Genomic DNA, 24308 nt, shown 5'->3' with positions numbered 1-24308 from the left:
ATAGTTGCGAAGCAACGCATTCAAAATAGTAAGAAGAACTAATCCCGCTTCTTGTGCTGAACTCGTTTCAGTATCCAGCGGGATCATTTACTTAATACAGTGCTTTACTTTTAGTGCATAAGTATCTTTTTTGATTGTACTCCGTTTTCTGTATTTATATTAACAATATAAATACCGGTCATGGTTTGTTTTAAGCTATTCTCTTCAATAAATTTTTTATTTGTGTTTTTACTTTTTGAAAGTAACTTTTGCCCTAGGGTTGTGAAAATTTCAATAGATTCAACGGTTATACTTTTGGGATTGTGTATAATTAAACTATGCTTTTCTTTGGAATAATACACTTGCAGTACATCTTGCGTTTCTATATCATTTTTAGATAGTACCGTATTCGAAAATACAATTTCAAACCTATCGTTATACGTCCCTTTTTCTAAGTAGGTTTGATAGTCACCGTTTATGAGATTATGATAAGTGTCTAATTTTTTGTCATGTAAAAAGACATCTAAATCGTCATCAATATTATTTAGAGAATCAATTTTTATATTTATAATTCCTGTTCCATTGGTTTTAATTCCTAAGGGTAATTGTTGATCGTGATTAAAGTTATTTACGGCCTGAATAACCATTTGGCGGTCATCAATAATCCAATACATATCTTCTTTTCCGTCTTCTATTAATGGGGCATCGTAACCAATATCGAAGTTATTGGTAGTATTATTATCTGCTCCTACCAACAATTGACGGTGATATCCGTTAGGCGAATCGAACATTAATTGAATCTTTTGTCTATCATCTATATTCTTGTTGACTTTTGAGGTTGATTTAATAAAAACCGAAGCCCCAGAACTTTGTTTTTGGAAGACTCTTTGGCTGTTTTTAAAAGTAATGATTCCGCCTTGGTCTGCAATTAGGTAAAACCCTTGTGCTACGGGAATGTATCGTTCCGGAACTTTAGTCCCTAATTTGCCAGTAGCATCTATCCTTTCATCATTGCTTATGGCAACCACCGATCCCATTAATGAATATGCGGCATAGCCTCCTTGATACTCTCTTAGTATATGGCTATTAACAGCAAAGTGATCCCAAAAGTATAAGGAGCCATTAATAATATTGCTAGAAGCTCTTCCAGCTCCATCTCTTATGTTGTCGAGAATAAACTCGTTGGCATCTAGTGCAGACGGATAAGGGTTACCAACTAAATAGTCATTTCCGGCGCCTATTGGTAGTCTTATATTTCCGTTATTAGGTTTTCCGTCAAAAACATAGTTTTGGGTTGAGTTATACGAAGATTCTGAGTGTTCAACACCTTTCATTGTAAAGCCTTCTCCAACATGGATTAATCCGTAACTTCTAACTTGTTGCCACTCCGAATAGGTGTCGTTAGGTTTATTGGCATATTTCCAAATCCAATGATCTGCTATGGTAATATCACTCCCGGAAACACTACCATCGAAAGTAGATTGCGTAAAATTTATTTCGGTTGGTGTAGAAGCGTTTGTCCCATTCTTTAAAATATTGTCAATTAACCTGTAACTTTTATTATTAGAACTAGGACTCATTACGCTTACAGGGGAAGACCAATAGTTATAGGTATAGAGATCTTTAGTACCTTGTTGATCTCTCTCCAACCTTCCAGAACTGGTAACATCCAGTATACTGCCTTCGTTTTGAATTAATTGAGATTCTCCTTCTAAATCGATAGTACCATCTAATTTTAAATACCAGGAATTGAATAATCCGGAATCGCCGTTGACTTTTAGTGAGCTATCTGTATCAACAATTAGTCCGACGTTAGATTGGTTGGAATTGGTTTTCAAATGTCCTCGTACTCGAACAATGGCACAATCTGGAGTATTACTGTTTATATCCCAAAAATCACCATTTTCCCAGTTACTGGAATCGGACCAATTACCGTTACAATCTACTTTTGTAACATAGGGTAGCGGGGCGGTTTGCTTGGTGATAATTTTTGAATTGTAGATTCTGGCACCTGAGTCAACATCTGTATCTGGGGTTGTTAAATCATCTATAATATCGTCTTTGTACGTGTCTAACTTATAGTATCGTTGTAAGTAACTCCAGTTAAGTGGTGTTGAAGTTGAGGAATCTACATAATCTGTAATGTTTAAAGGAATAATGGCGCCTCTAATAATACCTCTGTTGTTGTAGATTTCCTGATATACCATTTTTTTAATTTCGTTTTCGGTTAGTGCTTTGTTAAAAACCCTTACTTCGTCTATGTATCCATGGAAATAGTTGCTATTTGTATCGGGGTGTCTTCCAATGGTAAAACTTGAGCTATCTCCGGTTAAAGGACCATAAATGGTTTGACTGGAAACTAATGTACCATTTATGTACAGGCTGAAAAGGTTGTTCATATTGCTGTAGGTAGCTGTTACATGAACCCATTGATTGATGTTTAATGGTGTGCCATTGGTTATAGAGTTTCCTCCTGCTAATGCCGTAATACTTTTATCGGCGTTAAGGCGTAAATAAAATACATCTTGTCCAACTATAGTTTGCATGCCAGCGGCAGCTGGGTCAATTTTAATCCAAGTCATTATAGTGGTTTCGCCCCAGCGATTAATAACGGTACTTTCTGCGGCGTAATCATTTCTACCATCAAAGAATAGTTGCAAATTTCCGCTTATATCTCTGGGAGAACCAAAAGAAGCATCGTTTGTATCGAACAGATCAACAATTCCGTCGCCATCAGTATCATTAGTGTCATCAATTATTCCATCGCTATTTGCATCTAAATTAGCGTACAGGGTGTTGGAAATATCGAAAGTTGCACCATTTGAGGTTACGTCGAGGTAATCGGGTATGTTATCGTTGTCGGTGTCTACCACATAATCTTTCCATCCTGGACCCGCAGCTCCTTGGTTGGAATTGCCGTATGCTGTTGCATATGTACTCCCGTTAAAGAAATCGTATGAATCTAATATACCATCGGGGTAAAGCTCTATGGAACCATCAGAGTCAATGTCCGTTTCTCTAACAGCATCTGTATCTGTACCATCTCCAACACCGTCTCCGTTAATATCTCCGTCTCCGTTTTGGTATGCGATATTTGCGGTATTTCCGGCACCGGACTCATCGACATCAAAAATAGCATCATTATCGGAGTCTAAGTCTAAATGATTAGGGGTGCCGTCGCCGTCTGAGTCTGGTATAGTACGTCCTTCGCTAAAATCGAGCATACCATTATTGTTGCTATCTACCCAACTGCTGCTGTTAGTTAGTGTTGCATTTCCTTCGCTGTAATTCCCTAAGCCATTTTCAACAACATCCGGAATACCATCGTTATCTGAGTCTAAGTCGTAAATATTGGCTACACCATCACCATCTGTATCGCACAATGTTTGTGAAATAACAATGTCGTCCAAGGCAAGGTCGTTTCCTAAGCCACCTATTTCGTTATTAATAAAATACACTTTAAACTCACTAACGTTAAAAGTTACACTTGCTGTAAAATTATGCCAGCTGGCATCTGGGTCGCCATTAACCGATGGCGGAATATCTCCTGTTGTTATAGAGGTTAGAAGGTTTTCGTTTGCATCTCTAAATTCTACCAATATATTAGGTCTGAGTTTGTTTTCAATACCCGGAGACGTTGCGGTATCTAAATTTAGAACCCAAAAACTGTACGTAATAGGTACGTTTGGTAAGGCACCTACAATGGTTGCCGTATAGAAGGTTCCAGGTTCGAACGAGGCATTAAACATAGCCATTCTTCCTTTTGTATCTCCAGGAGTGTGGTCTTCACCTAGATACCAATATCCGTCTGCCCAACCGGCAATCTCACCATCTGGAGTATCGTTTATACCGTCGCCATCTCCTGTTCTGTAATAAACGACATATTCCCCATCGTTTAAATCGCGATCGTTTAAATCTGGACAGGTCACTTCACTAGTACCATAGAATCCGTTTTCATAACAATATCGAGTATCGGTGTCGTAGGTAGTGTTAATTGTTGTTCGGTCTCCTTGTCCAAAAGTCTCATTTAGATATTTATAGTTTGTAGTAATCCCAACAGAGGAAGTACTACATGTTGATTCTTCATCTAAATCGGGGATACCGTCGTTGTCGTCGTCTATATCAATATTGTCCAATACACCGTCGTTATCGCTATCGAAGAAGTTTTGTTCGGAACGTGCTTGAATATCAAATTGAAAAGAGGCTTCATCGGAATCGTTGCTGGTAATGGTTACAGTGGTTGTTTTTAAGCCCATAGTAGGGGCATTAAATTGTACTGTAAATGTTGTACTTCCTGTTGATGGTATTACTGGTGATGTATAGAATGGTGCTATTATAGAAAAATCGGTTGTATTGGATAGACTAATATCCGAAATCGTTAAATCTGTTCCACCTTTATTATAAATAGTAAATGTTCTGATTGCTGAAGAACCAAAATTTGAAGTACCGTAAGCCGTATGATCTGAGTCGGATGGCGTTATGTCTCCATTCGAAATGATTAGGCCGTTACCGGTTACGTCAATTTCTGGTTCTGAAACCTTTATTAATACATCATCAAAGTAACAATATTCATTATCATCACTGGTTGTACTGGTAAATCTGAATTGGGAATTCGCAGAAAGTCCGGTACTAATAGTGTGGTAAAATGTGTAAATACGGTTAACTGAAACAAAATCGGTTCCCAAGGCATAGGTTTTAATGGTAGACCAACTGGTACCATTATAGTACTGTAACGAGAAGCCTTCTCCAATATCAAGTCTTTGATGCCCTATGAATGAAAAAGAAAAATCTATCGAACTGTAAGTTGATAGATTTAAAACGGGGGAGGTGGTGTAGTTTTGGTTGGTGTCGTTGTCTTTTGAATAGATCGATCGGGTTCCGCCACTGGCATAAATATTATCGTAGTTTACGCCGGAGTCGTAGCCACCGTCGGACCAGCCTTGCAGGCCGGTTTCAAAATTGTAAGTGGCAATTGTTTGTGAATGTGCGTTATAAAAGAGTAATAACGCCAGCACCAATAACAGTTGGTAGCTGAAATAGTTTGTGTTCATAAGTAGGTAAATTAGGGTTAAAAATTTGTATGTAAAAAATTACTAACCAAATATAATTTTTATTACCATATGTATGAACATGAGTGTTAAAAACACGATGAAGTGTATGTTTTTTATCGAGGTTTTTATTATATGTTTGTTTTTTAAACAAAAAAAATCCGGGTATAGATTTTACCCGGATTTTTCTCCTCATTTTCAATGTGCTAGAATTACGGTATGCGTATTTTTTTTGAAAATGATGTGCTGTCTGTATTAATATTTACAATATAAATTCCTGAGGAAAATGGTTTAAGTTGATTTTCAATGTATTTTATATTTGTGTTACTAGCTAGGGCTAACACCTTTTTACCTAGGGTTGTATAGATTGTAATCGTGTTAATGCGTACTGTGTTTGGGTTGTGTACGATTAAACTATTTTTTTCTTTTGAATATGCCACTTGTAGGTTGAGCTCTTCTTTATGGGTATTAGACAATGATGCATTCGAGAACAGCACCTCAAACCTATCGTGATAACTACCTTGTGCTAAATACACTTCGTAAGCCCCATCTTTAAGGTTGTGATGTATATCCAGTTCCTTATCATGTAACACAATGTTGAGTGTATTGTCTATGTTTTCCAAGCTATCAATTTTTATAGAAGCTATACCGGCATGACCAATTTTTATGCCTAAAGGTAATTTTTGGTCTTGTCCAAAGTTGTTTACAGCCTGAATAATCATATGTTCGTTGTCATTAATCCAGTACATGTCTTCCATATTATCTTCAATTAAAGGCGCATCGTAACCGATATCGAAAGCATTAGAGGTGTTTTCGTCTACACCAACTAATAATTGACGGTGGTAACCTTGAGGTGAATCGAACATTAATTTTATCTTTTCTCTCTGGTCTGTAGTTGTTTTACTGGTCTTGCTCTTTTTTTGATCTGATTTTAGGAATAGGGACGAGGCTGAACCTTCAGTTTGAAAAACACGTTGACTGTTTTTAAACGTGATCGTACCGCCTGTATCTGCAATTACAAAAAAGCCCTGGGCTATTGGAATATACTGTCCCGGAGTTTTAGAACCAACTGCGCCAGTTGCATCAATTCTTGTATCATTGCTTATGGCTACAGCGGTACCCAGTAACGTGTAAGTGGCATACCCGCCTTGATAATCGGTAAGTATATGGGAATTAACAGCAAAATGGTCCCAGAAATATAGAGTTCCGTTTATAATATTACTGCCTGCTCTACCGGCACCATCGCTAACGTTGTCTAAAATAAATTCATCAGCATCAATAGCAGATGGGTACGGGTTTCCAACTAAGTAATCATTACCAGCATTAAGGGTTAAGGTAATGTCGCCATTGTTGGGTTTTCCATCAAAAACATAGTTTTGAGTGGATGTAAAGGAGCTTCCGGAAGTTTCTACACCTTTCATTATAAATCCTTCCCCGGCATTAATCAATCCATTGCTTCTTACATGTTGCCATAAGGAATAGGTGTCGCTTGTATTGTTGGCATATTTCCAAATCCAATAGTCCGCTATACTAATGTCGTTACCAGAAACGCTACCATCGAACGAAGAGGTTAAAAATGTTATATTATTTGGTGTAGAGGCTATCGTTCCGTTTTTTAAAATATTATCACTAAGCCTATAGCTATTGTTATTGGTGGAGGTGTTACTAACACCTACTGGCGAACACCAATAATTATAAGTGTATAAATCTTTAGTGCCTTGCTGGTCTCGTTCCAATACCCCGGAACTTGTAACATCCAGGTCGCTATTTGTTGTTTGTATAAGTTGCGACTCACCCTCAAGATCAATTTTACCATCTAGTTTTAAATAATGGGATACTGTAATACTATACCCGGTGTTGGTAGATGTGTTCCCAGCTAATTCTAATTCACCACCACTATTAACCATTAAGCCCAGTACGGTTCTGTTTCCATTTCTGGTAGCTGGAATAAGGGATGTGTCTGAGTTGTCCATAGTTATGTTATGGTCGATTTGTACAATATTATAATCGATGGTTTCTAATGCATCTAAGTAAGAATCCACCCCAGGGAGATATTGCACATCGCCATTTTCCCATGTGGTTGAGGTATCCCAATCACCATTTTGTGTTGTTTTATATGGTAGTGGTGCAGTTTGTTCGTCTAGGTCGTCATATCGTATCATTGAGGCATCGTTACCGCTATTGGATTCATCTTTTACACAACCAAATACGATATTACTCATGGGGTAATAGGCAATTAAATTACTCCACGGAATGGGATTTATTTCATTTTTGGTAGTAGCAGTTGGTAAAATTTTACCGTCTGCAAAATTGGAATTGTTCTCAATTTCCTGATTCATGATATATCTGATCTGATCGCCAGAAAGCGCAACATTCCATACACGTACTTCGTCTACACTACCTCTCATTTTTTGCTGTCTTTTTATATGATGCGCAGCACCTATTAAAAAGTGGGAATCTGATGGTGTATTGATTGGGTCTAAAGTATCATCGCTATCTTCTAAATAACCATCAATATATAAGCTTACCATATTGGTTCCAGAATCGTAAGTTGCTGCAATATGATGCCATTCGTTTTCTGGTATAGTCGCTGAGGTTTGCATCACATTGTTAGCACTATCGTTGGGATCTCTCCATACCATTCTAAACTGACTGGTCGAGTTTATTCTAAACGCATAGCCGTGCGTATAAGTTTCGGAAGGAGGTCCCGGTGCTTCATGGAAATAATTCCTTTTGGAGACAATATCGAATTTGTTTTCACCAGCATCACGTTTTACCCAGGCGCTAATGGTGAAATCTGTATTATCTAAGTCGTTTACATCACCGGCATCTAAATAGGTATCGGTAGTTGTATAATTTCCAAAATATGCTGAACGGTCGCCAAGAGCGACTTCTGGCGCAGAGCCAAAAGTGATGTATTTTGTACCTTCAAAATAAAAGTCAACTTCTAATTCTGTACCCACATCTTCCATAGTGGCAGATGTTACGTTGGTTGTAAAAGATTCGTCGTCTGCAACGATCATCACATAATCTTCTCCACCGGCATTGGTACCCGATACCATGGATTCGGGAATAGAAAGTTTTATAGTAGGTATAGAATCTGTAACTACCATTTTCCATTTTCTGGTAATTGGCGTAACACTAGCGCTACTGGTAACCGTGGTACCAGCACTAAAGTCTTTGATAATATCGGTGGCAGATGATGTGGAACCATTGTCGTGCCCCCACATTAAAAAGGTTTTATCGGCCATAAAAGTATTGGAGTTGCCTTTGTTTGTTGTACTTATGCCTTTTATACCTACTGTAATATCGTCTGTAGCGTTAATCGATTTGGATTGTTTTTGATTTAATCTGGAGCTATTGTCCTGACCTATACCAGAAACATTATAGTTATACCCGACATTAGCGGATTGATCCCAGATAACACGTCCATCTGAATCTACATAGTCTTGGGATGTACCATTAGCACCCAATGTAACGCCATACTTAATAGCTAAGTAAGATTCAATCTTGTCTCTTTCGGCATTTGTTATAGATCCGGTATATATAATAACTTCTGCTATACCACCATCCCATCTTTTTGCTGTATTTGAAGGGTGTCCACCTATATTGGCTATTGGACTTGTTGGGGCATAGGTGTTTGTGGCGTCTGTACCAATTGAAGTACCGTTAATAAAGAGCTCGGAGTTGCTGCCTGAGTATACATCGTAATTTGCAATAACGTTAACGTTATTTGCTACAGCTGTCGTGGTTTGTATTTCTCCTGTATCCACACCGTCATACATTCTTGCTCTAAAAGTAGGTGTGGCATCTTCAAACTCTACAATAATATTGTCGCCACCGTTTAAGTTTAATATTTGTTTTTGAACGCCACTTACCCCTTCAGCAACAGTAAATACCGTCATATCGGAATTAGAGGCTACAGCAGGAGTTTGTAAAAGGTCGTCACCATCAAAATCAATTGTTGGGTTAAAGTTAATGGCGTCTTCGTCTAGTACGGGCTGATTGCCTACTGTTATTTGAGTTGCGTCGTTGTTGTTATCTGTGTTATCCAACCAGTTTAATATAGAATCTGCATCTTCAGCACTATCGCCTACAGCTTCTTCGACTCCAGAATCGGCTTTGAGCCATAATTCAAGGTTAGCAGTAATACCTCCGGGTGCTGTGGTATAATCGAAATTAACAATTTGGATGTTAGTACCTAAGGTAGAGGTACCACTACCTGCACGGTGTACCCAATGCTCGGCTTGTGTTAAAGAGTTTAGTTTGTAATTTCTCCATCCTCTACCATATCCGGCTCCTGTTCCACTGTGATATGTGGAGCCAACAATCATAGCTTGGTTTAAATCTGTTAAGCCGGCAGAGGTGATATCTATAGTAAATGAACCTGCAGTAGAGGAATCGCTATATCTGGTTACAACTATTTCGGGATTGTTCAGTACATGTACGAAATGGCGATTCGTTCCATCTGAATCGTGAGAATTATCAAAAGTCCAATTTACACTTCTGGTATCGCTTCCGGGATCGGTCATAGGCCAGTTATCGGAATTTGCATCGTTCGCGCCAGCCGTAGCAGTATCTCCCCTGTGTTGACTGAATATAATAGCATTGGACCAACTAGTTACGTCTGTTGTAGTACCAGTACCATCAGACATAGCTTTAAGGGTAATGGTTCCGGTATCGTTGGCTGAATCGCCGGAATCACCATGAAGTACAGTCCAATTTGAACCTGTAAACTCAACCAAAGTAATATAAACTCTAACATTAGGTGTATTGGTTCCTCCTTTTTCTACACGTAGGTTTGTTCCAGATGTTAAATAGGCAATCGCTGTTGCCGAATCGGCATCATCGGTACCAGAATCGTTCATTATCCCTGTAATGAAAGGGATACAGTTATCTTTATTTATAATTCCAGAGATGGTTTGGTCTACTGTGTAAGTGCCTCCGTTGAGGTCTATAGCATACCTGTCTCTTACTATAAATTCGTTAGCATCGCCTGGAGCACCTGTATATTCCCAGATAGATGTGTTAAATCTGGTGTTTTCGTTTTGAGAGCCGGATTCACGATAGTACGTAAGAGTTCCTACGGTTGTTAATACACGGCCTCCCGCCATATCGTCTCCTTCTCTGGCTGCGGTGACGCCGTTCGATCCACCATGCGTTTTTCTATTATTGTTGGCTAAAGCGACGGCATTGTTTAATGAAGAAACAGCTGTAAAACTGGTATTGCTGCCTCCACCATTACCAATATCATCTTGTATATGTTGTACTTTGAAATCTTGTGCAAATGCATTAGAGCAGAAGCATAAAAATATCCCCATAAGGATAAATTTAGAAAGAGTATGAACCTTTTCCATAAGCGGTTAGAATTTTAGTTTGGGACTAATAATTTGAAGCAAACTTACTACAAAATTCTATGAAATGCAAAAAAAGACGACAAAATACATAAGTTTTGGAGTACGGTTTTATTTTTGAATTGACTATAATGTGCTGTTTATCAGTTATTTAGTGCGTATTTTGTTGTATGTAATATTTGTATTATATATTGTAATATTTAACACTTTTATTTATAGTATTTTTCTTTATTATTTATTGTAAATATTTTAAAATAAGGTATTTGTAATATTGTTTTTTAAGTATTATTTATCAGTTTTAAATTGAAATAAAGTGTATTTCGTCGAGTTATTTGATTTTTGCGTTTGTATTTTATGAAATGAGTGTAGGAGTAGCGTAATTCTTATGTTTTAAGTCTTATATGTAATGCTCTGTAAATCTTTTAGTTATACTGTTAAAATAATTTGTAATTGTTAATAAAGTAGGATAATGTTTATTAGTTTTGTTGGAATAATCACATTTTTTTAAAAAAAAGCACTAAATTGTTTTCTTACTAACCAATCTTTTTTTAAACATGAAAACAATAAAGCGTTTATGTTTATTGCTATTTATTCTATTTTTTAACTTTCTCTCCTCTCAATCCCCAAATGTTATAGTTGTAATCGCCGACGATATGGGTTGGTCTCAAGTTAGTACAGGGCTTACGAACTTGAACAATCCCAGCGATTTTTATGAAACTCCAACCTTGGAGACATTGGCGTCTGAAGGCATAGCATTTCCTTATGCTTATGTTAACGGAGCCAATTGTGCCCCTACAAGGGCAGCAATGTTAAGTGGTCAATATGCTGCAAGACCAACAAATAACATATTTAACGTCTATGACTTAAATAGGGGTAATACCAGTTCTAATTCTACTTTAATTGGACCTGATATGGGATTAGCCTCTAATAACAATATAGACGAGATCCCATCAAGTGCCATAACTATAGCCGAAACTATGAAAACAGCGGGATATACTACGGCACATTTAGGTAAGTACCATGTTGGGGAAAATGAATCTTCAAATACATCGAACAATGCACCTACAGACCAAGGGTTCGATTATAATTATGGAGGTGGTACATCTGGAGCGCCGGGAAGTTATTTTGCTTCAAGTAGTTCACCCTACACTTTTAGCGGTAATATAGGGCCGGAACTGGATGCCTACGCAGCACCTTATACAGCCGCAGAATCTTTAATGCTTGCCGGAGATAATTCTTTAGAGGGAACAGCAAAGCATGTTACAGATGCCATGGCAGATGCCGCAATTGATTTTATGGAAGCTGAAAAGAATAATCCTTTTTTCGTTCATTTTAGCAACTATGCTATCCATGGGCCGTTTAATCCAAGCGATGCACGACCAGATTTAAGAGCTAAGTATGATGCTAAAGCGATTAGCAACCCTAGTTCGATGGGGCATGATAGAAAACCAGGGCAGGCAGCTTTGGCAGAAGGCATGGATCAAACCATTGGAAGGTTGATCGATTATTTAAAAACCACTGCAGACCCAAGAAACCCAGGTAATATGCTATCTGCTAATACTTTGGTTTATTTTATATCAGATAATGGGGGGGCTGTACATAGTGACGATGCCGGACCATTACGTGGTATGAAGGGCGAGTATTATGAAGGCGGTATTAGATCGGTAACTCTTGCTTGGTCTGAAGCTTCTTGGTTGGCTAACAAGGGAACGGTAAATACCACACCAATAATAGCATTCGATTTATATCCTACTTTAGTAGAAATGGCAGGTGGTGCGTTGCCCGGAGGTGGTTACGATATTGACGGTGCCAGCCAATGGCAAATGCTTACCAATGGAACCAGTATGACTCGGGAGTCCATTTATTGGCATTTTCCTGGATACCTTATTGATTCTAACAGAGATCAAAGACCGGTATCTATAGTACGAAAAGGCGATTATAAATTGATTTACAATTACGAAACAGAATCGTACGAGTTGTACCATCTTATAAATGATATTAGTGAAACCACAAACCTATTGTCTGGTAGCCCAGATCAGGCTACTTTAATAATAGGCAATGATATGAGTACCGATTTACGGAATCATCTTATAAATACATCGGCACCATTGCCTACATACAGAAGCGATGGTACTACAGTTGATTTACCTTATATAATAAGCACCAGTGGGAATCCTAATTCTACAGATGGTTGCCAGGCTATAAGCGGATATGATGCTTATTGGGATTTCGATACGGCTAGTGATGCTAACGACGCTTCTGGAAACGGTAATGACCCTAATCCTATAAATGGCACATTAACTTATGATACTGTAGATTTTAAAGAAGGCGATCAATCTGTTGTTTTTGATGGTACTGTGGATATTAATTATAGTTCTGCCACTTTTATGTCGCCAGCAACATCAACCAGAACAGTTTCGGCTTGGATAAAACCAACAGGATTAAGTGGTATTCAGGAAATTTTTGATGAAGGCGGAAATACGGTAGGTATGGCTATTCGTTTAAATGGTACTAATTTAGAGTCCATTGTTAGGAGTTCGTTAACTGTAGCAGACAGTTTAGCAACAGCATTTCCTAATGATGGGGATTGGCATCATATAGCACTAGTTTATGATGGCGCAAATACTAGTCAGAAGTTATTTATTGATGGCGTGGTACAAGTTTCTAGTAACACAGCACCAAGCACCCTTGGTTCCCATAACACAACCGGTGGAGGTATTGGCGGTGTTATTGGTAGTTGGGATAGTTTTGAAAATGCTGCCGACAGTTATTTTACGGGGAAAATGGATGCTTTTGCTGTATATGATGCTGTGTTGAGCGATTCACAGATATACGATGCTGCTTGTGTGGCGCTAACGAATTCAACAGCAGGATGTCAGCCAACAAATGGGTTTGAGGCATTTTGGGATTTTGATATTGTAAGTGACGCCAATGATGCTTCTGGAAATGGACATGACCCTAGTCCAATGAACGGTACATTAACTTATGATACTTCCGATTTTAAAGAAGGTGATCAATCTGCCGTTTTCGATGGCACTGTAGATATTCAATATAGTTCGGGCTCTTTTTTAACGGCTGCCCTTACAACTAGAAGTTATACAGTTTGGATAAAACCGACTGCATTATCCGGAATTCAGGAAATCATGGATGAAGGAGGCGGAAATCAAGGATTGGCCGTAAGACTCAACGGGAGCAATCTGGAAGCTATTATTAGAAGTGGTACGACCAGTTTTACACAAATAAGTGCGGCGTATCCAAATGATGGTGATTGGCATCATGTTGCTTTTGTTTACGATGGGGGTATTACCAGTATGAAGCTTTATATAGATGGAACAGAAGTAGCTTCAGACGGTAGTGCCTTGAGTTCGGTGCCTTCACATACGGGCATAGGAGGTATAGGAGGTGTTATTGGCGGAAAAGATAGTTTTGACAATACTTCGGATAGTTATTTTATTGGAAAAATGGATGCCTATGCAGTATACGATAATGCGCTGTCGCTTACCGAAGTTCAGGAATCAGCCTGCGTTAGCCAACAAGTTGTTGCCAATGCCGGACCGGATGTTACTATTTGTGATGGCGATACCACCACGCTAACGGCTTCTGGTGGTACCACATATTTGTGGAGTACTGGAGCCACTACGGCTAGTATTAACGTGAGTCCAACTTCAACAACCACATACACGGTAACTGTTTCAGATGGAGTGACTTCAGATGATGACGATGTTGTTGTAACCGTTAACCCGATACCAACAGCCAACGCAGGCGCAGATGTAACCATTTGCGATGGTACTTCCACAACGTTAACTGCAACTGGTGGCGATACTTACCTGTGGAGTACTGGAGCGACCACGGCGAGCATAAATGTGAGCCCTTCGAGTACAACAACCTATACGGCAACAGTAACCTTAAACGGTTGTAGTGCGAATGATGATGTGGTTGTAACTGTAGACCCATCACCGACAGCAGATGCCGGACCTGATGTAACGATTAATGATGGCGATTCCACTACATTAACTGCGAGTGGTGGCGGGACTTATTTGTGGAGTACCGGAGAAACTACAGCTAGTATTACAGTAAGTCCAAGTGTAACAACTACGTACACGGTAACTGTTACGCAAAGTGGTTGTAGTTCTAATGATGATGTGGTGGTTACGGTAAACACGGGCGGGTGTACTTACTCTGTTTTAGATACTGAAGGGTTTGAAACAGGCTGGGGCATATGGAACGATGGTGGCTCCGATTCTTTCAGAGATGGCAATTCGGTTTATGCGACTACCGGAAGTTATAGTATGCGACTTAGGGATAATACATCAACTTCTGTTGGTACTACAGACGACATGGATTTAACGGCTTATGAGGAAATTACGGTAGATTTTGGTTATTACTGTAGAAGTATGGATAATAGTAATGAAGATTTCTGGTTGCAAATATCTACAAATGGAGGAAGCAGTTATACAACGGTAGAGGAATGGAATAGGGATGATGAGTTTGTTAATAATCAATTTTATACAGATCAGGTTATCATTTCAGGGCCTTTTACTTCAACCACCAGATTACGATTTAGAGCTGATGCCTCTGGAAACTCAGATTGGGTGTATTTAGATGATATTGTTATTAGTGGATGCAGCTCGGGAGGATCTTCTAAAACAATTTCCAAAGAAGAAATAGCACCAGATTTTGCGAATAATGAAAAAGAGGAAGTGTTTAAGCTTGGAGAGCTAGGAGCTGTACTTTATCCTAATCCATTTAAAGAGCAATTCATTATTAGAATTCAAGGGGAGTATACGCAAACGGACGTGAGCATGTTTAATGTACTTGGACAATTAATTTTTGAAAAACGTTATTTTAAAGAACGATTAGTTAAAGTACCAACTTCCAATTTAAAAAGTGGTCAATATTTAATCCATATAAACATTGATGGAAAAACCATTCGTAAGCGGGTTATAAAAGATTAAAATAAGCTAATTATTTTGTGATTTTACTGAAAAGAGAAGGAAGAAAACCTTCTCTTTTTTGTGTTGTTATGTAGGGTTATTACTAGTATAAATGTAATATTTGTAATAATAAATCGACAAAAAGCTTTTTTTATCGATTAAATGCTATTATATTTGTCAACATAATTAATTGCTAACCACAAATCTTATGAAAACAATAACTACTTATTTATTGCTATTATTTTTTATTGTAGTTACCAAAGTTTACTCTCAATCTCCAAACGTCATAGTTATTATAGCAGACGATATGGGGTGGTCTCAAGTTAGTACAGGATTAACGAATTTAAATAATCCAAGTGATTTTTTTGAAACGCCCAGATTAGCAACATTAGCCAGCGAAGGCATTGCTTTTCCTTATGGTTATGTTAATGGTTCAAATTGCGCACCAACAAGAGCCGCAATTTTAAGTGGGCAATATGCTTCGCGACCAACTAATAACATTTTTGCTGTCGATAATTTAAACAGAGGCGGGAATTCAACTTTACTTATAGGTCCGGATAATGGCTTGCCAAGCGGTGTAGATGAGCTACCAGTAGCTGCGATAACCCTTGCGGAAACCATGCAAACAGCAGGTTATGAAACAGTGCATTTAGGAAAATATCATGTTGGAGAAAATGAAGCTACGAATGTAACAAATAATGCCGCAACAGATCAGGGGTTCGATGTTAATTATGGAGGAGGTACCAAAGGGAATCCAGGTAATTATTTTGCTTCCAATAGTGGCGTTCCATATACTTTTGGTAGTAGTATTGGTCCTGAATTAGACCCTTATGCGGAGCCATATACTGCAGCAGAATCTTTAATGTTGGCTGGCGATAATTCTTTAGAAGGTACAGCAAAACACGTTACAGATGCCATGGCAGATGCCGCCATGGATTTTATTGATGCAAATATCAATAGTCCATTTTTTATGCACTTTAGCAACTTTGCAATACATGGTCCGTTTAATCCAAGTGATGCACGACCAGATTTAAGAGCCAAATATGAAAACAAGGCAATTAGCAACCCAAGTTCTATGGGGCACGACAGAAAACCGGGACAGGCAGCTTTGGCAGAAGGTATGGATCAAACCATAGGTAGATTGATTGATTACTTAAAAACGACTGCAGATCCAAGAAACCCTGGTAATATGCTATCTGAAAATACTCTGGTTTATTTTATATCAGATAACGGAGGAGCGGTTCATAGTGATGATGCTGGACCTTTACGGGGTATGAAAGGCGAGTGGTACGAAGGTGGTATTAGGTCTGTTAGTATTGTATGGTCTGAGGCTCCATGGTTATCAAATAAGGGAACTATTAATACGACACCTATTATTGGATTTGATATATATCCAACTTTTGTTGAAGCAGCGGGAGGTACTTTACCTGGCGGCGGTTACGAAATAGATGGTGTAAGCCACTGGCAAATGTTAACCAACGGAACTGCGTTAAGCAGAGATGCATTGTATTGGCATTATCCTGGATATCTTATAGATTCAAATCGAGATGCCAGACCTGTTTCTATTATTAGAAAGGGGGATTATAAATTAATTTATAATTATGAAACTGAATCGTACGAGTTATACGATCTTATTAATGATATTAGTGAAGTAACGAACTTATTGTCTGGAAGTCCAGATGAGGCTACTTTAATAATAGGTAACGATATGAGTACTGATTTGCGTAATCATTTAATCAATATATCTGCCCCGTTACCAACTTATCGGGTTGGTGGTGCAACGGTAGATTTACCTTATATAATAAGTACTAGTGGAGGTGGTTCTAACTCATCCGATGGATGTCAGGCGGTGAGTGGTTATGAAGCGTATTGGGATTTTGACACAGTGAGCGATGCCAATGATGTTTCTGGGAATGGCCATGACCCAAATCCTGTAAATGGTACTTTAACGTACGACACGGTAGATTTTAAAGAAGGGGATCAGTCTGTAGTGTTTGACGGTACGGTGGATATAAATTATAGCAGTGCGACATTCATTTCCGAAGCGACCACAGCGCGTACGGTTTCGGCGTGGATAAAACCAACCAGCTTATCCGGAGTTCAGGACATATTTGATGAGGGCGGTAATACTGTAGGTATGGCAATGCGTTTAAATGGCTCAAATTTAGAATCTGTAGTAAGGCAAACAACAATCATTACAGATGTTTTGACTGCTACATTTCCTAATGATGGCGATTGGCATCATGTTGCTTTTGTTTATGATGGAGGTAATACAAGTCACAAGCTATATATAGACGGTGTAGAAGTTGCCACAAGTAGTTCTGCGCCAGCTTCTATTGGATCTCATAATACTACTGGAGGTGGTATTGGAGGTGTTATTGGCAGTTGGGATAGTTTTGCTGTTTCAGCAGATAGCTATTTTACAGGGAAAATGGATGCGTTTTCTGTTTATAATACAGCTTTATCTGCTTCACAAATTGAAGATGCTGCCTGTCTGGTAATTGCTAATTCAACGGCAGGTTGTCAACCCACTAGTGGTTATGAAGCTTTTTGGGATTTTGATCTGGCCAGTAATGCCGATGATGCATCAGGAAATAATCATGATCCAACAGTAGCGCCTTCTGGAGCGATTACTTATGATGATGTAGATTTTAAAGAAGGGGATCGATCTGTTGTATTTAATGGTACTGAGGCTATTCAATATGCCACAAATTCTACTTCGCCAGATAGTTTTTTAAATATAATAACGAATTCCAGAAGTGTTATGGCATGGATTAAACCTTCGTCTTTAACGGGTATTCAAGATATTTTTGATGAAGGTGGACAAAACAGAGGCATAGCTATTAGGTTGAATAATTCTAATTTGGAGGCTATAGTAAGAGAGACATCCAGTGTGGCTGATCAAATAAGTGCTGCATTCCCTAATGATAGCGATTGGCATCATATCGCATTTGTATACGATGAGCTAAGTACATCTCAAAAATTATACATTGATGGTGTTGAGGTGGCTAGTAGTAATAGTGCTCCTGCATCGATAATAAGTCATTATAGCTATGGAGGTATTGGAGGTAAGCTAAGTGGAAATGATAGTTTTCAAAATGCATCGGATGCTTTTTTTACAGGAAAAATGGATGCATTTACTGTGTATAATGATGTTGTTTTAACACCAACCCAAATATCAGATTCAGCATGTTTGGGTACTTTGGGAGAGCAAGAACGACGTGCTGGTTTTATTGTTGTACATCCAAATCCGTTTGTAGACCATTTACAGGTTAGTATTAAAGGTGTTACTGATCATGTAGAAGTTACATTATACGATATTCTCGGCAAAACAATTTTAAACAAAAATTATAAAGAACATTCTTTTACATTACCATTAGAGCATTTAGATAGGGGTATTTATTTGTTGCAAATTAAATCGAATGGTAAACTAAAAACCGAAAAGGTTGTAAAAGAATAAATAGGAGGTAGTTTTATAAAGCTAAAGCCTTAAATTAAATTTAAGGCTTTAGCGTTTTTAGCAAAATACAGACGAGGGATAAGAGAGAATAATTATTGTTTTACTAGTACTTTTTTAGAGATGGTTTCTGCATCCGTTTTCATTTTAACAATGTATGTACCAGTTGTAATATCTTGTGTTTTGTGTTCTATGTATTTTTCGTTGGTTTCAATATTGAGTTTGTAAACAAGCTGTCCTAAAATATTGTATATTTCTATAGATTTAATTTGTTTTAAAATAGGGTTGTGAACAATGAGGCTTTTCTTTTCATTGGAATAATAAATTTGTAATTCATCATGTTCGATAGCCTCTATATTTAATAGCGTATTATTCTTCGAGAATGTAATTTCAAAACGTTCTAAGTAATCGCCAGGAGTTAAATAAACCTCATAGTTACTTTGTTTTAAGTTATGATAGGTGTTAAGTTCCTTGTCGTGCAAATAAATATTTTGACTGTTATCGATATTTATCAATTCATCAATTTTTATTGTTGTGATGCCTTCGGTATTTATTTTAATACCTAAAGGGAGTACTTGTTCTTCGTTAAAATTATTAACGGCCTGAATAATGAGGTTGGAATTATTCATATGCCAGTACATATCTTCGTTATTCGATTCAATAAGCAGTGCATCGTAACCTATATCGAATCCGTTGGATGCTTTTTCGTCTGCACCAACTAGTAATTGACGATGATAACCACCTGGAGAGTCAAACATTAACCTGATTTTTTTTCTTTGGTCTGCTTTTTTAAGTGCTGTAGCTGCTTTTCCTTTAGAATTATTTTTTAGGAATAGAGACCCTGTATTGGATCCGGAAACAATTTCTCTTTGGAATACACGATGACTATTTCTAAATGTAATAGTGCCCCCATTAACGGGTAAGGTTATTCCGGGGTCGTTTGCTTCTCCAATTAAATCGGGATCTAATACAGCAGAAACAAAGAATCCTTGGCCTACAGGAATGTATCTTTCGGGGAGTTTGGTTCCTGCGGCTCCACTAGCGTTAATTCTTGTGTCATTTGAAATGGCAACTGCACCTCCCATTAGGGTGTAAGTAGCATAACCACCTTGGTATGCTGCCAATATATGAGTGTTATTTGCAAAATGATCCCAGAAATAGAGCGCGCCATTTATAATATTTTCTGTTAGGTTTGAGTAGTTTCCACCTTCTGTAACACTAATATGATCTAAAATAAAAGCATCTGCATCAATCGCCGAAGGATAGGGATTTCCTACTAGATAGTCGTTGTCGTCACTTAGGGTTAATGTTATATCACCGTTATTCGGCTGTCCTAAGAACTCGTAATTTTGATCTGAGGTTAATGTCCCAGGTCCTTTCATTGTGAATCCTTCTCCTGGTGAAATTGTTCCTGTGCTTCTAACATGTTGCCACGCAGAATAGGTGTCGCTAACTCTATTGGCATATTTCCATATCCAATAATCTGCAACAGCAACAGGTGCTGCTGTACCATTATAGCCAGAACCCAAGAAATTAATGTTGCTGAATATACTTAGCGGGGTGTAATTAGCATTACTTGTAGGAGCTATGGGCGATGACCAATAGTTGTACAAATAAGTGTTTGAGGTACCTTGTTGGTCTCTTTCTAAAGTACCGGTACTTGTAGTATCAAAATCACTACCTGTAGTTTGGATGAGTTGGGATTCTCCTTCTAAATCTATAGAACCATCAAGCTTTAAATAGTGCGTTACGGTTAGTCCATGTCCTGTATTTAATGACGTATCACCATTTACAGTAAGTTCGTTATTGTTTGAAATTAAAGCTAAAACACTTAAATCTCTATCAACAGAAATATTATGATTAATTTCTACAATATTCCAATCTACAGCTGTTCCATTAATTGTCGTGTTAGGAATGTACTGTACACCATTGTTTAACCATGTTGTTGCAACATCCCAGTCTGTATCAGCATCCGAAACAAATGGTAGGGGGGCAGTTTGGCTTTCAAAAGAACTGGTAGGTATGTTATAAAGTCTTCCGTTTTCTGTTGTGTTTGATGATTCGTTTAACACGCAATTACCTCTTACTTGAGAGAATGGGTAGTATGCCATTAAATCTGCTAAAGGTATACTACTGGTTTCGTGTTTTGTTACGGTTTGAGGAATTATTGTACCGTATATGTTTCCACCGGAAATTTCAATTTCCTGATTCATAACAAATCGAAGTTGGTCTACGGTTAAAGCACGGTTCCAAACTCTTAGCTCATCCATTTCTCCAGAAAAGAAGTTGCTGGGCGAGCTTCCAGAAGCCCCAATTAAAAAGCTTTCTGAGTTGGCAACCGGATCGGTGCTAATATTAGCTGTACCATCTTCTATACCATCAATATAAACTTTTGTAGTTGACCCGTTGTAAATTACAGCAACATGATGCCAAACATTTTGAGGCACATTGTTGGTAGACGTTACGGTTTGTGTACCGGAATTAAAACTCATAACCAGATTTCCGGAACTGTTAATAGTAAACTCATAGCCCGCAGCGCTTCCTTTGGAAACTATGGTTCTACCGTTGGCATTACTTTTAATCCATGCAGAAATCGTGAAATTTTCGGTTAGATCGTTGGTGTCTCCTAGATCAACATATCTGGTAGTACCATTAAAACTTAAATGGTAATTGCTTGTGTAGCTTTCAGTAGTACCTAAGGTGAAATATTCTGCGTCTTCAAAATTTATACCTGTAAAGGTTAAAATATCTGTAGTTGCGTTATAAGAACCTGCTATATTTTTGTAATTATTGAAGCTGGTATTATCAGCTATTAATAATTCTAAATTGGTTGCTTCTGCATCAGTAATGGAAGATGTGCTTAAATCGAATTCTAAAGTAACTGTTCCGGCATCATTAGTACTTTCTCTGGCACGCCATCGTCTTTCTAAAATATTTGTTGATCGTACAGGAAGTCCTGTAGTGATTAGCGCTACATTATCGCTATTGTTACCAATTAGTAAATAACTTAAATCGGCATTTAAAGAACCAGCCTCAGCTTCCATGGTTAAAATAGCTTCTGGAATAATACTAACACTTTTAGACCTTTGTTGTAATAAATTAGAATCGTCGTCTCTGGCGACACCAATAATATTATATCCAAAACCGGCATTTGTTGTGCCATTCCAAATGATACTGCTATCTGAGGCTACATAATCATTACTGGTTCCTGCATACCCAAATGGGGAAGAGGTGTTTGTTGAGGAATCCCAATAAGCATCATTAGAGCCTAAGGTAATACCGTATTTTATAGCCAGATAGGTTTCTACTTGTTGTTGTTCTGTGGCATTAAGGTCCCTGTCGTACATTATAATTTCTGCAATGTCTCCATTAAAACGAAAGCCCGAACCGGTATTAATACCATTTCTTCTTGCCCCAACCAGAACGTCTGTAACAGAGCTTCCTGTTGAAGTTCCGTCGTTTCTATCGGCGGGATCAATCACTCCATTTACATATGGAGATAATCTGGTAAGGCTGTTACCGGTGTCTGCAACAATACCAGTTGTAAGTTTAGGTTCATTTAATGCATAAATGGTTCCCCAACGCACTGCTTGATTTCCTCCTTGTCTTCCCAGTGTATTGTGTAATACACGGTCTGTTGATCCAAACCAAACCTGATAGTTACGTGTAGAGTTATTTGATTTGCCAAATACAGTCCCGGATCCGTTTGCAACTACCACAGTAAATATGGTCATTTCGTCTGTATTGGGTTGTAAGTCTAATTGGGACGGGTTACCTAAATTATAAAATGAATTACCAGAAAACCTTATAATAGGATTAAAGTTAAGATCTGAAGTAACGTATTCGGCATCTGCACTTCCTCCTGACGCACCAGTAAATCCGTTGGTAGATTGATCTGTCCAAGAGTCTACATCTGTTCCCGTTAAGGCAATCCCTTGATCTGCACGTAACCATAATTGTAAATTGGAGTCGACATCTCCAGGTGAATGATTTAGTAAAGCAGAGCCCTGTACCACAAAGGTGTATGGGTTTTCGTCGCTATCGTCATTGTCAATAGAAACAGTAGCTTGTAAATTGGAGCCAACGACCGTAGGAGCAAACCTAACTACAAAGGTTAAATCGCCACCACTGGTTATACTACTGGAACTTGGTTGCGTTAAAATAGAAAAGGCTGCGTTACCGCTAATATCTACTAAAGGAGCGCCTCCGGTTAAATTTAAGGTAGACGTACCTGTATTTTGAATGGTAAATGTGTGGTCAATTGTTGTTGAGGTGGTAGTTACACCAAATTCTGTATCATCACCAAAAGCAGGTGTGTTATCACCTGAGGCAATATCGATCGAATTTCCCTGAATGTTTATTTCGGGAGCCAAAATAACAGAAGTACCTTGAACCGTAAACGTATAAGGATCTTCGTCGCTATCATCATTATCAATGGAAATAGTGGCCTGTAAATTAGTACCAACTGCAGAAGGAGCGAACCTAACTACGAAAGTTAGGTTTCCTCCACTAGTAATCGTGTTTGAACTTGGTTGTGTTAATATGGAAAAAGCGGCATTGCCACTAATGTTAACTAATGGTGTTCCTCCTGTTAAATTTAAGATAGAATTGCCTATGTTTCGAATGGTAAATGTACGATCTAAGGTTGTTGTATTAGCAATAGTACCAAATTCGGTATGATCTCCGCTTGTAGGTGTTGTGTCTCCTGAAACAATACTGGTCGCGTTACCTTGTATTTCCATTTCTGAACCAACAATTAAGGTGCCGTTTATTAAGAGATCATCAATGGCAAAATCACTTTGATAATAATCGCCAGTGTTTGATGTGGTACCATGAAATCTTATTTGAACAGTATCTCCCGTATATGCAGAAAGGTCTATGGCAGAAGACAATGTATTAGACCAGGCAGCTCCATTACTAAATTGTTGTTGCCCGGATATAGTAAGTAGAGTTGTCCAACCGCCGCCATCGTTAATGTCAATATTTAAATCCCCCATATTACTTCCATACATATGATAGTAGAAGGACAGAGTAGGATTATTGTATCCTGTTAAGTTTATAGAAGGGCTGGTCATTATAGCTTCTTTAAAAAAAGCATTGGTTCCCGAAGATTCAACAAAAGCATAATAACTCCCTGTATTAGCTCCACTAGGTCCTGTTCCTCCAGATGGTGTTCCTCCATTTCCTCCTTCCCAGTTCATATTGCTGGTAGGGCTAGATAATGTCCAACCATTTGTATCCACATCGAAGTCTGTTTCGAAATCTTCAGAGTATATTACCTGAGAGAAAGTACTAATAGAAATTAGCAAACTTAATATGTAAGTTATTGATTTAGTGTGAGAGACCATTTTTTTTAAGAGTGGTTAACGATAGTTTTAGGGTTATAATTTTAGTTTCAAATGTATAGGTGAAATCGATGAAACGCAAAAAAAATCGACGAAGTGTATTTTTGATGTAATTTGTTGATTATCAATAAATTAAAATGAAAGATTTTTCAACAATATCGCTTTTTTGTAAGTGTATATTTATTGCTTGT

The 24308-nt window shown here is 38.1% G+C and carries 5 protein-coding genes; 2 read left to right on the top strand and 3 right to left on the bottom strand.

The genetic code is table 11. The annotated features are described in order from the left end of the window. Nucleotides 1-110: 110 nt before the first annotated feature. Both C1H87_RS04550 and C1H87_RS04545 read right to left on the bottom strand, forming a co-directional pair. Nucleotides 111-5030, bottom strand: a complete 4920-nt coding sequence (locus C1H87_RS04550) for a LamG-like jellyroll fold domain-containing protein (protein WP_102754679.1) — start codon at nucleotides 5028-5030, stop codon at nucleotides 111-113. Between the two features lie 209 nt (nucleotides 5031-5239). Beyond that, nucleotides 5240-10348, bottom strand: a complete 5109-nt coding sequence (locus C1H87_RS04545; RefSeq protein ID WP_158655119.1) for a LamG-like jellyroll fold domain-containing protein — start codon at nucleotides 10346-10348, stop codon at nucleotides 5240-5242. Between the two features lie 587 nt (nucleotides 10349-10935). Between C1H87_RS04545 and C1H87_RS04540 the strand changes: the two genes are divergently transcribed. Together C1H87_RS04540 and C1H87_RS04535 are read left to right on the top strand one after the other, a co-directional pair. Continuing rightward, nucleotides 10936-15336, top strand: a complete 4401-nt coding sequence (locus tag C1H87_RS04540) for a sulfatase-like hydrolase/transferase (RefSeq protein ID WP_102754677.1) — start codon at nucleotides 10936-10938, stop codon at nucleotides 15334-15336. Between the two features lie 187 nt (nucleotides 15337-15523). After that, a complete protein-coding gene (locus tag C1H87_RS04535) occupies nucleotides 15524-18775 on the top strand; it encodes a LamG-like jellyroll fold domain-containing protein (protein WP_102754676.1) in 3252 nt (1083 codons plus the stop codon). Nucleotides 18776-18867: 92 nt separating this feature from the next. On the opposite strand, the gene C1H87_RS04530 is transcribed toward C1H87_RS04535, so the two are convergent. Continuing rightward, the gene (locus tag C1H87_RS04530) at nucleotides 18868-24120 is read right to left on the bottom strand and encodes a LamG-like jellyroll fold domain-containing protein (RefSeq protein ID WP_102754675.1); all 5253 of its coding nucleotides are present in this window, start codon (nucleotides 24118-24120) and stop codon (nucleotides 18868-18870) included. Nucleotides 24121-24308: the final 188 nt, after the last annotated feature.

Origin of the sequence: Flavivirga eckloniae, from assembly GCF_002886045.1 — a bacterium.
Lineage (GTDB): Bacteria > Bacteroidota > Bacteroidia > Flavobacteriales > Flavobacteriaceae > Flavivirga > Flavivirga eckloniae.
Note: the sequence above shows the minus strand (reverse complement) of the source record. Positions and strands in the feature narration are given on the sequence as shown.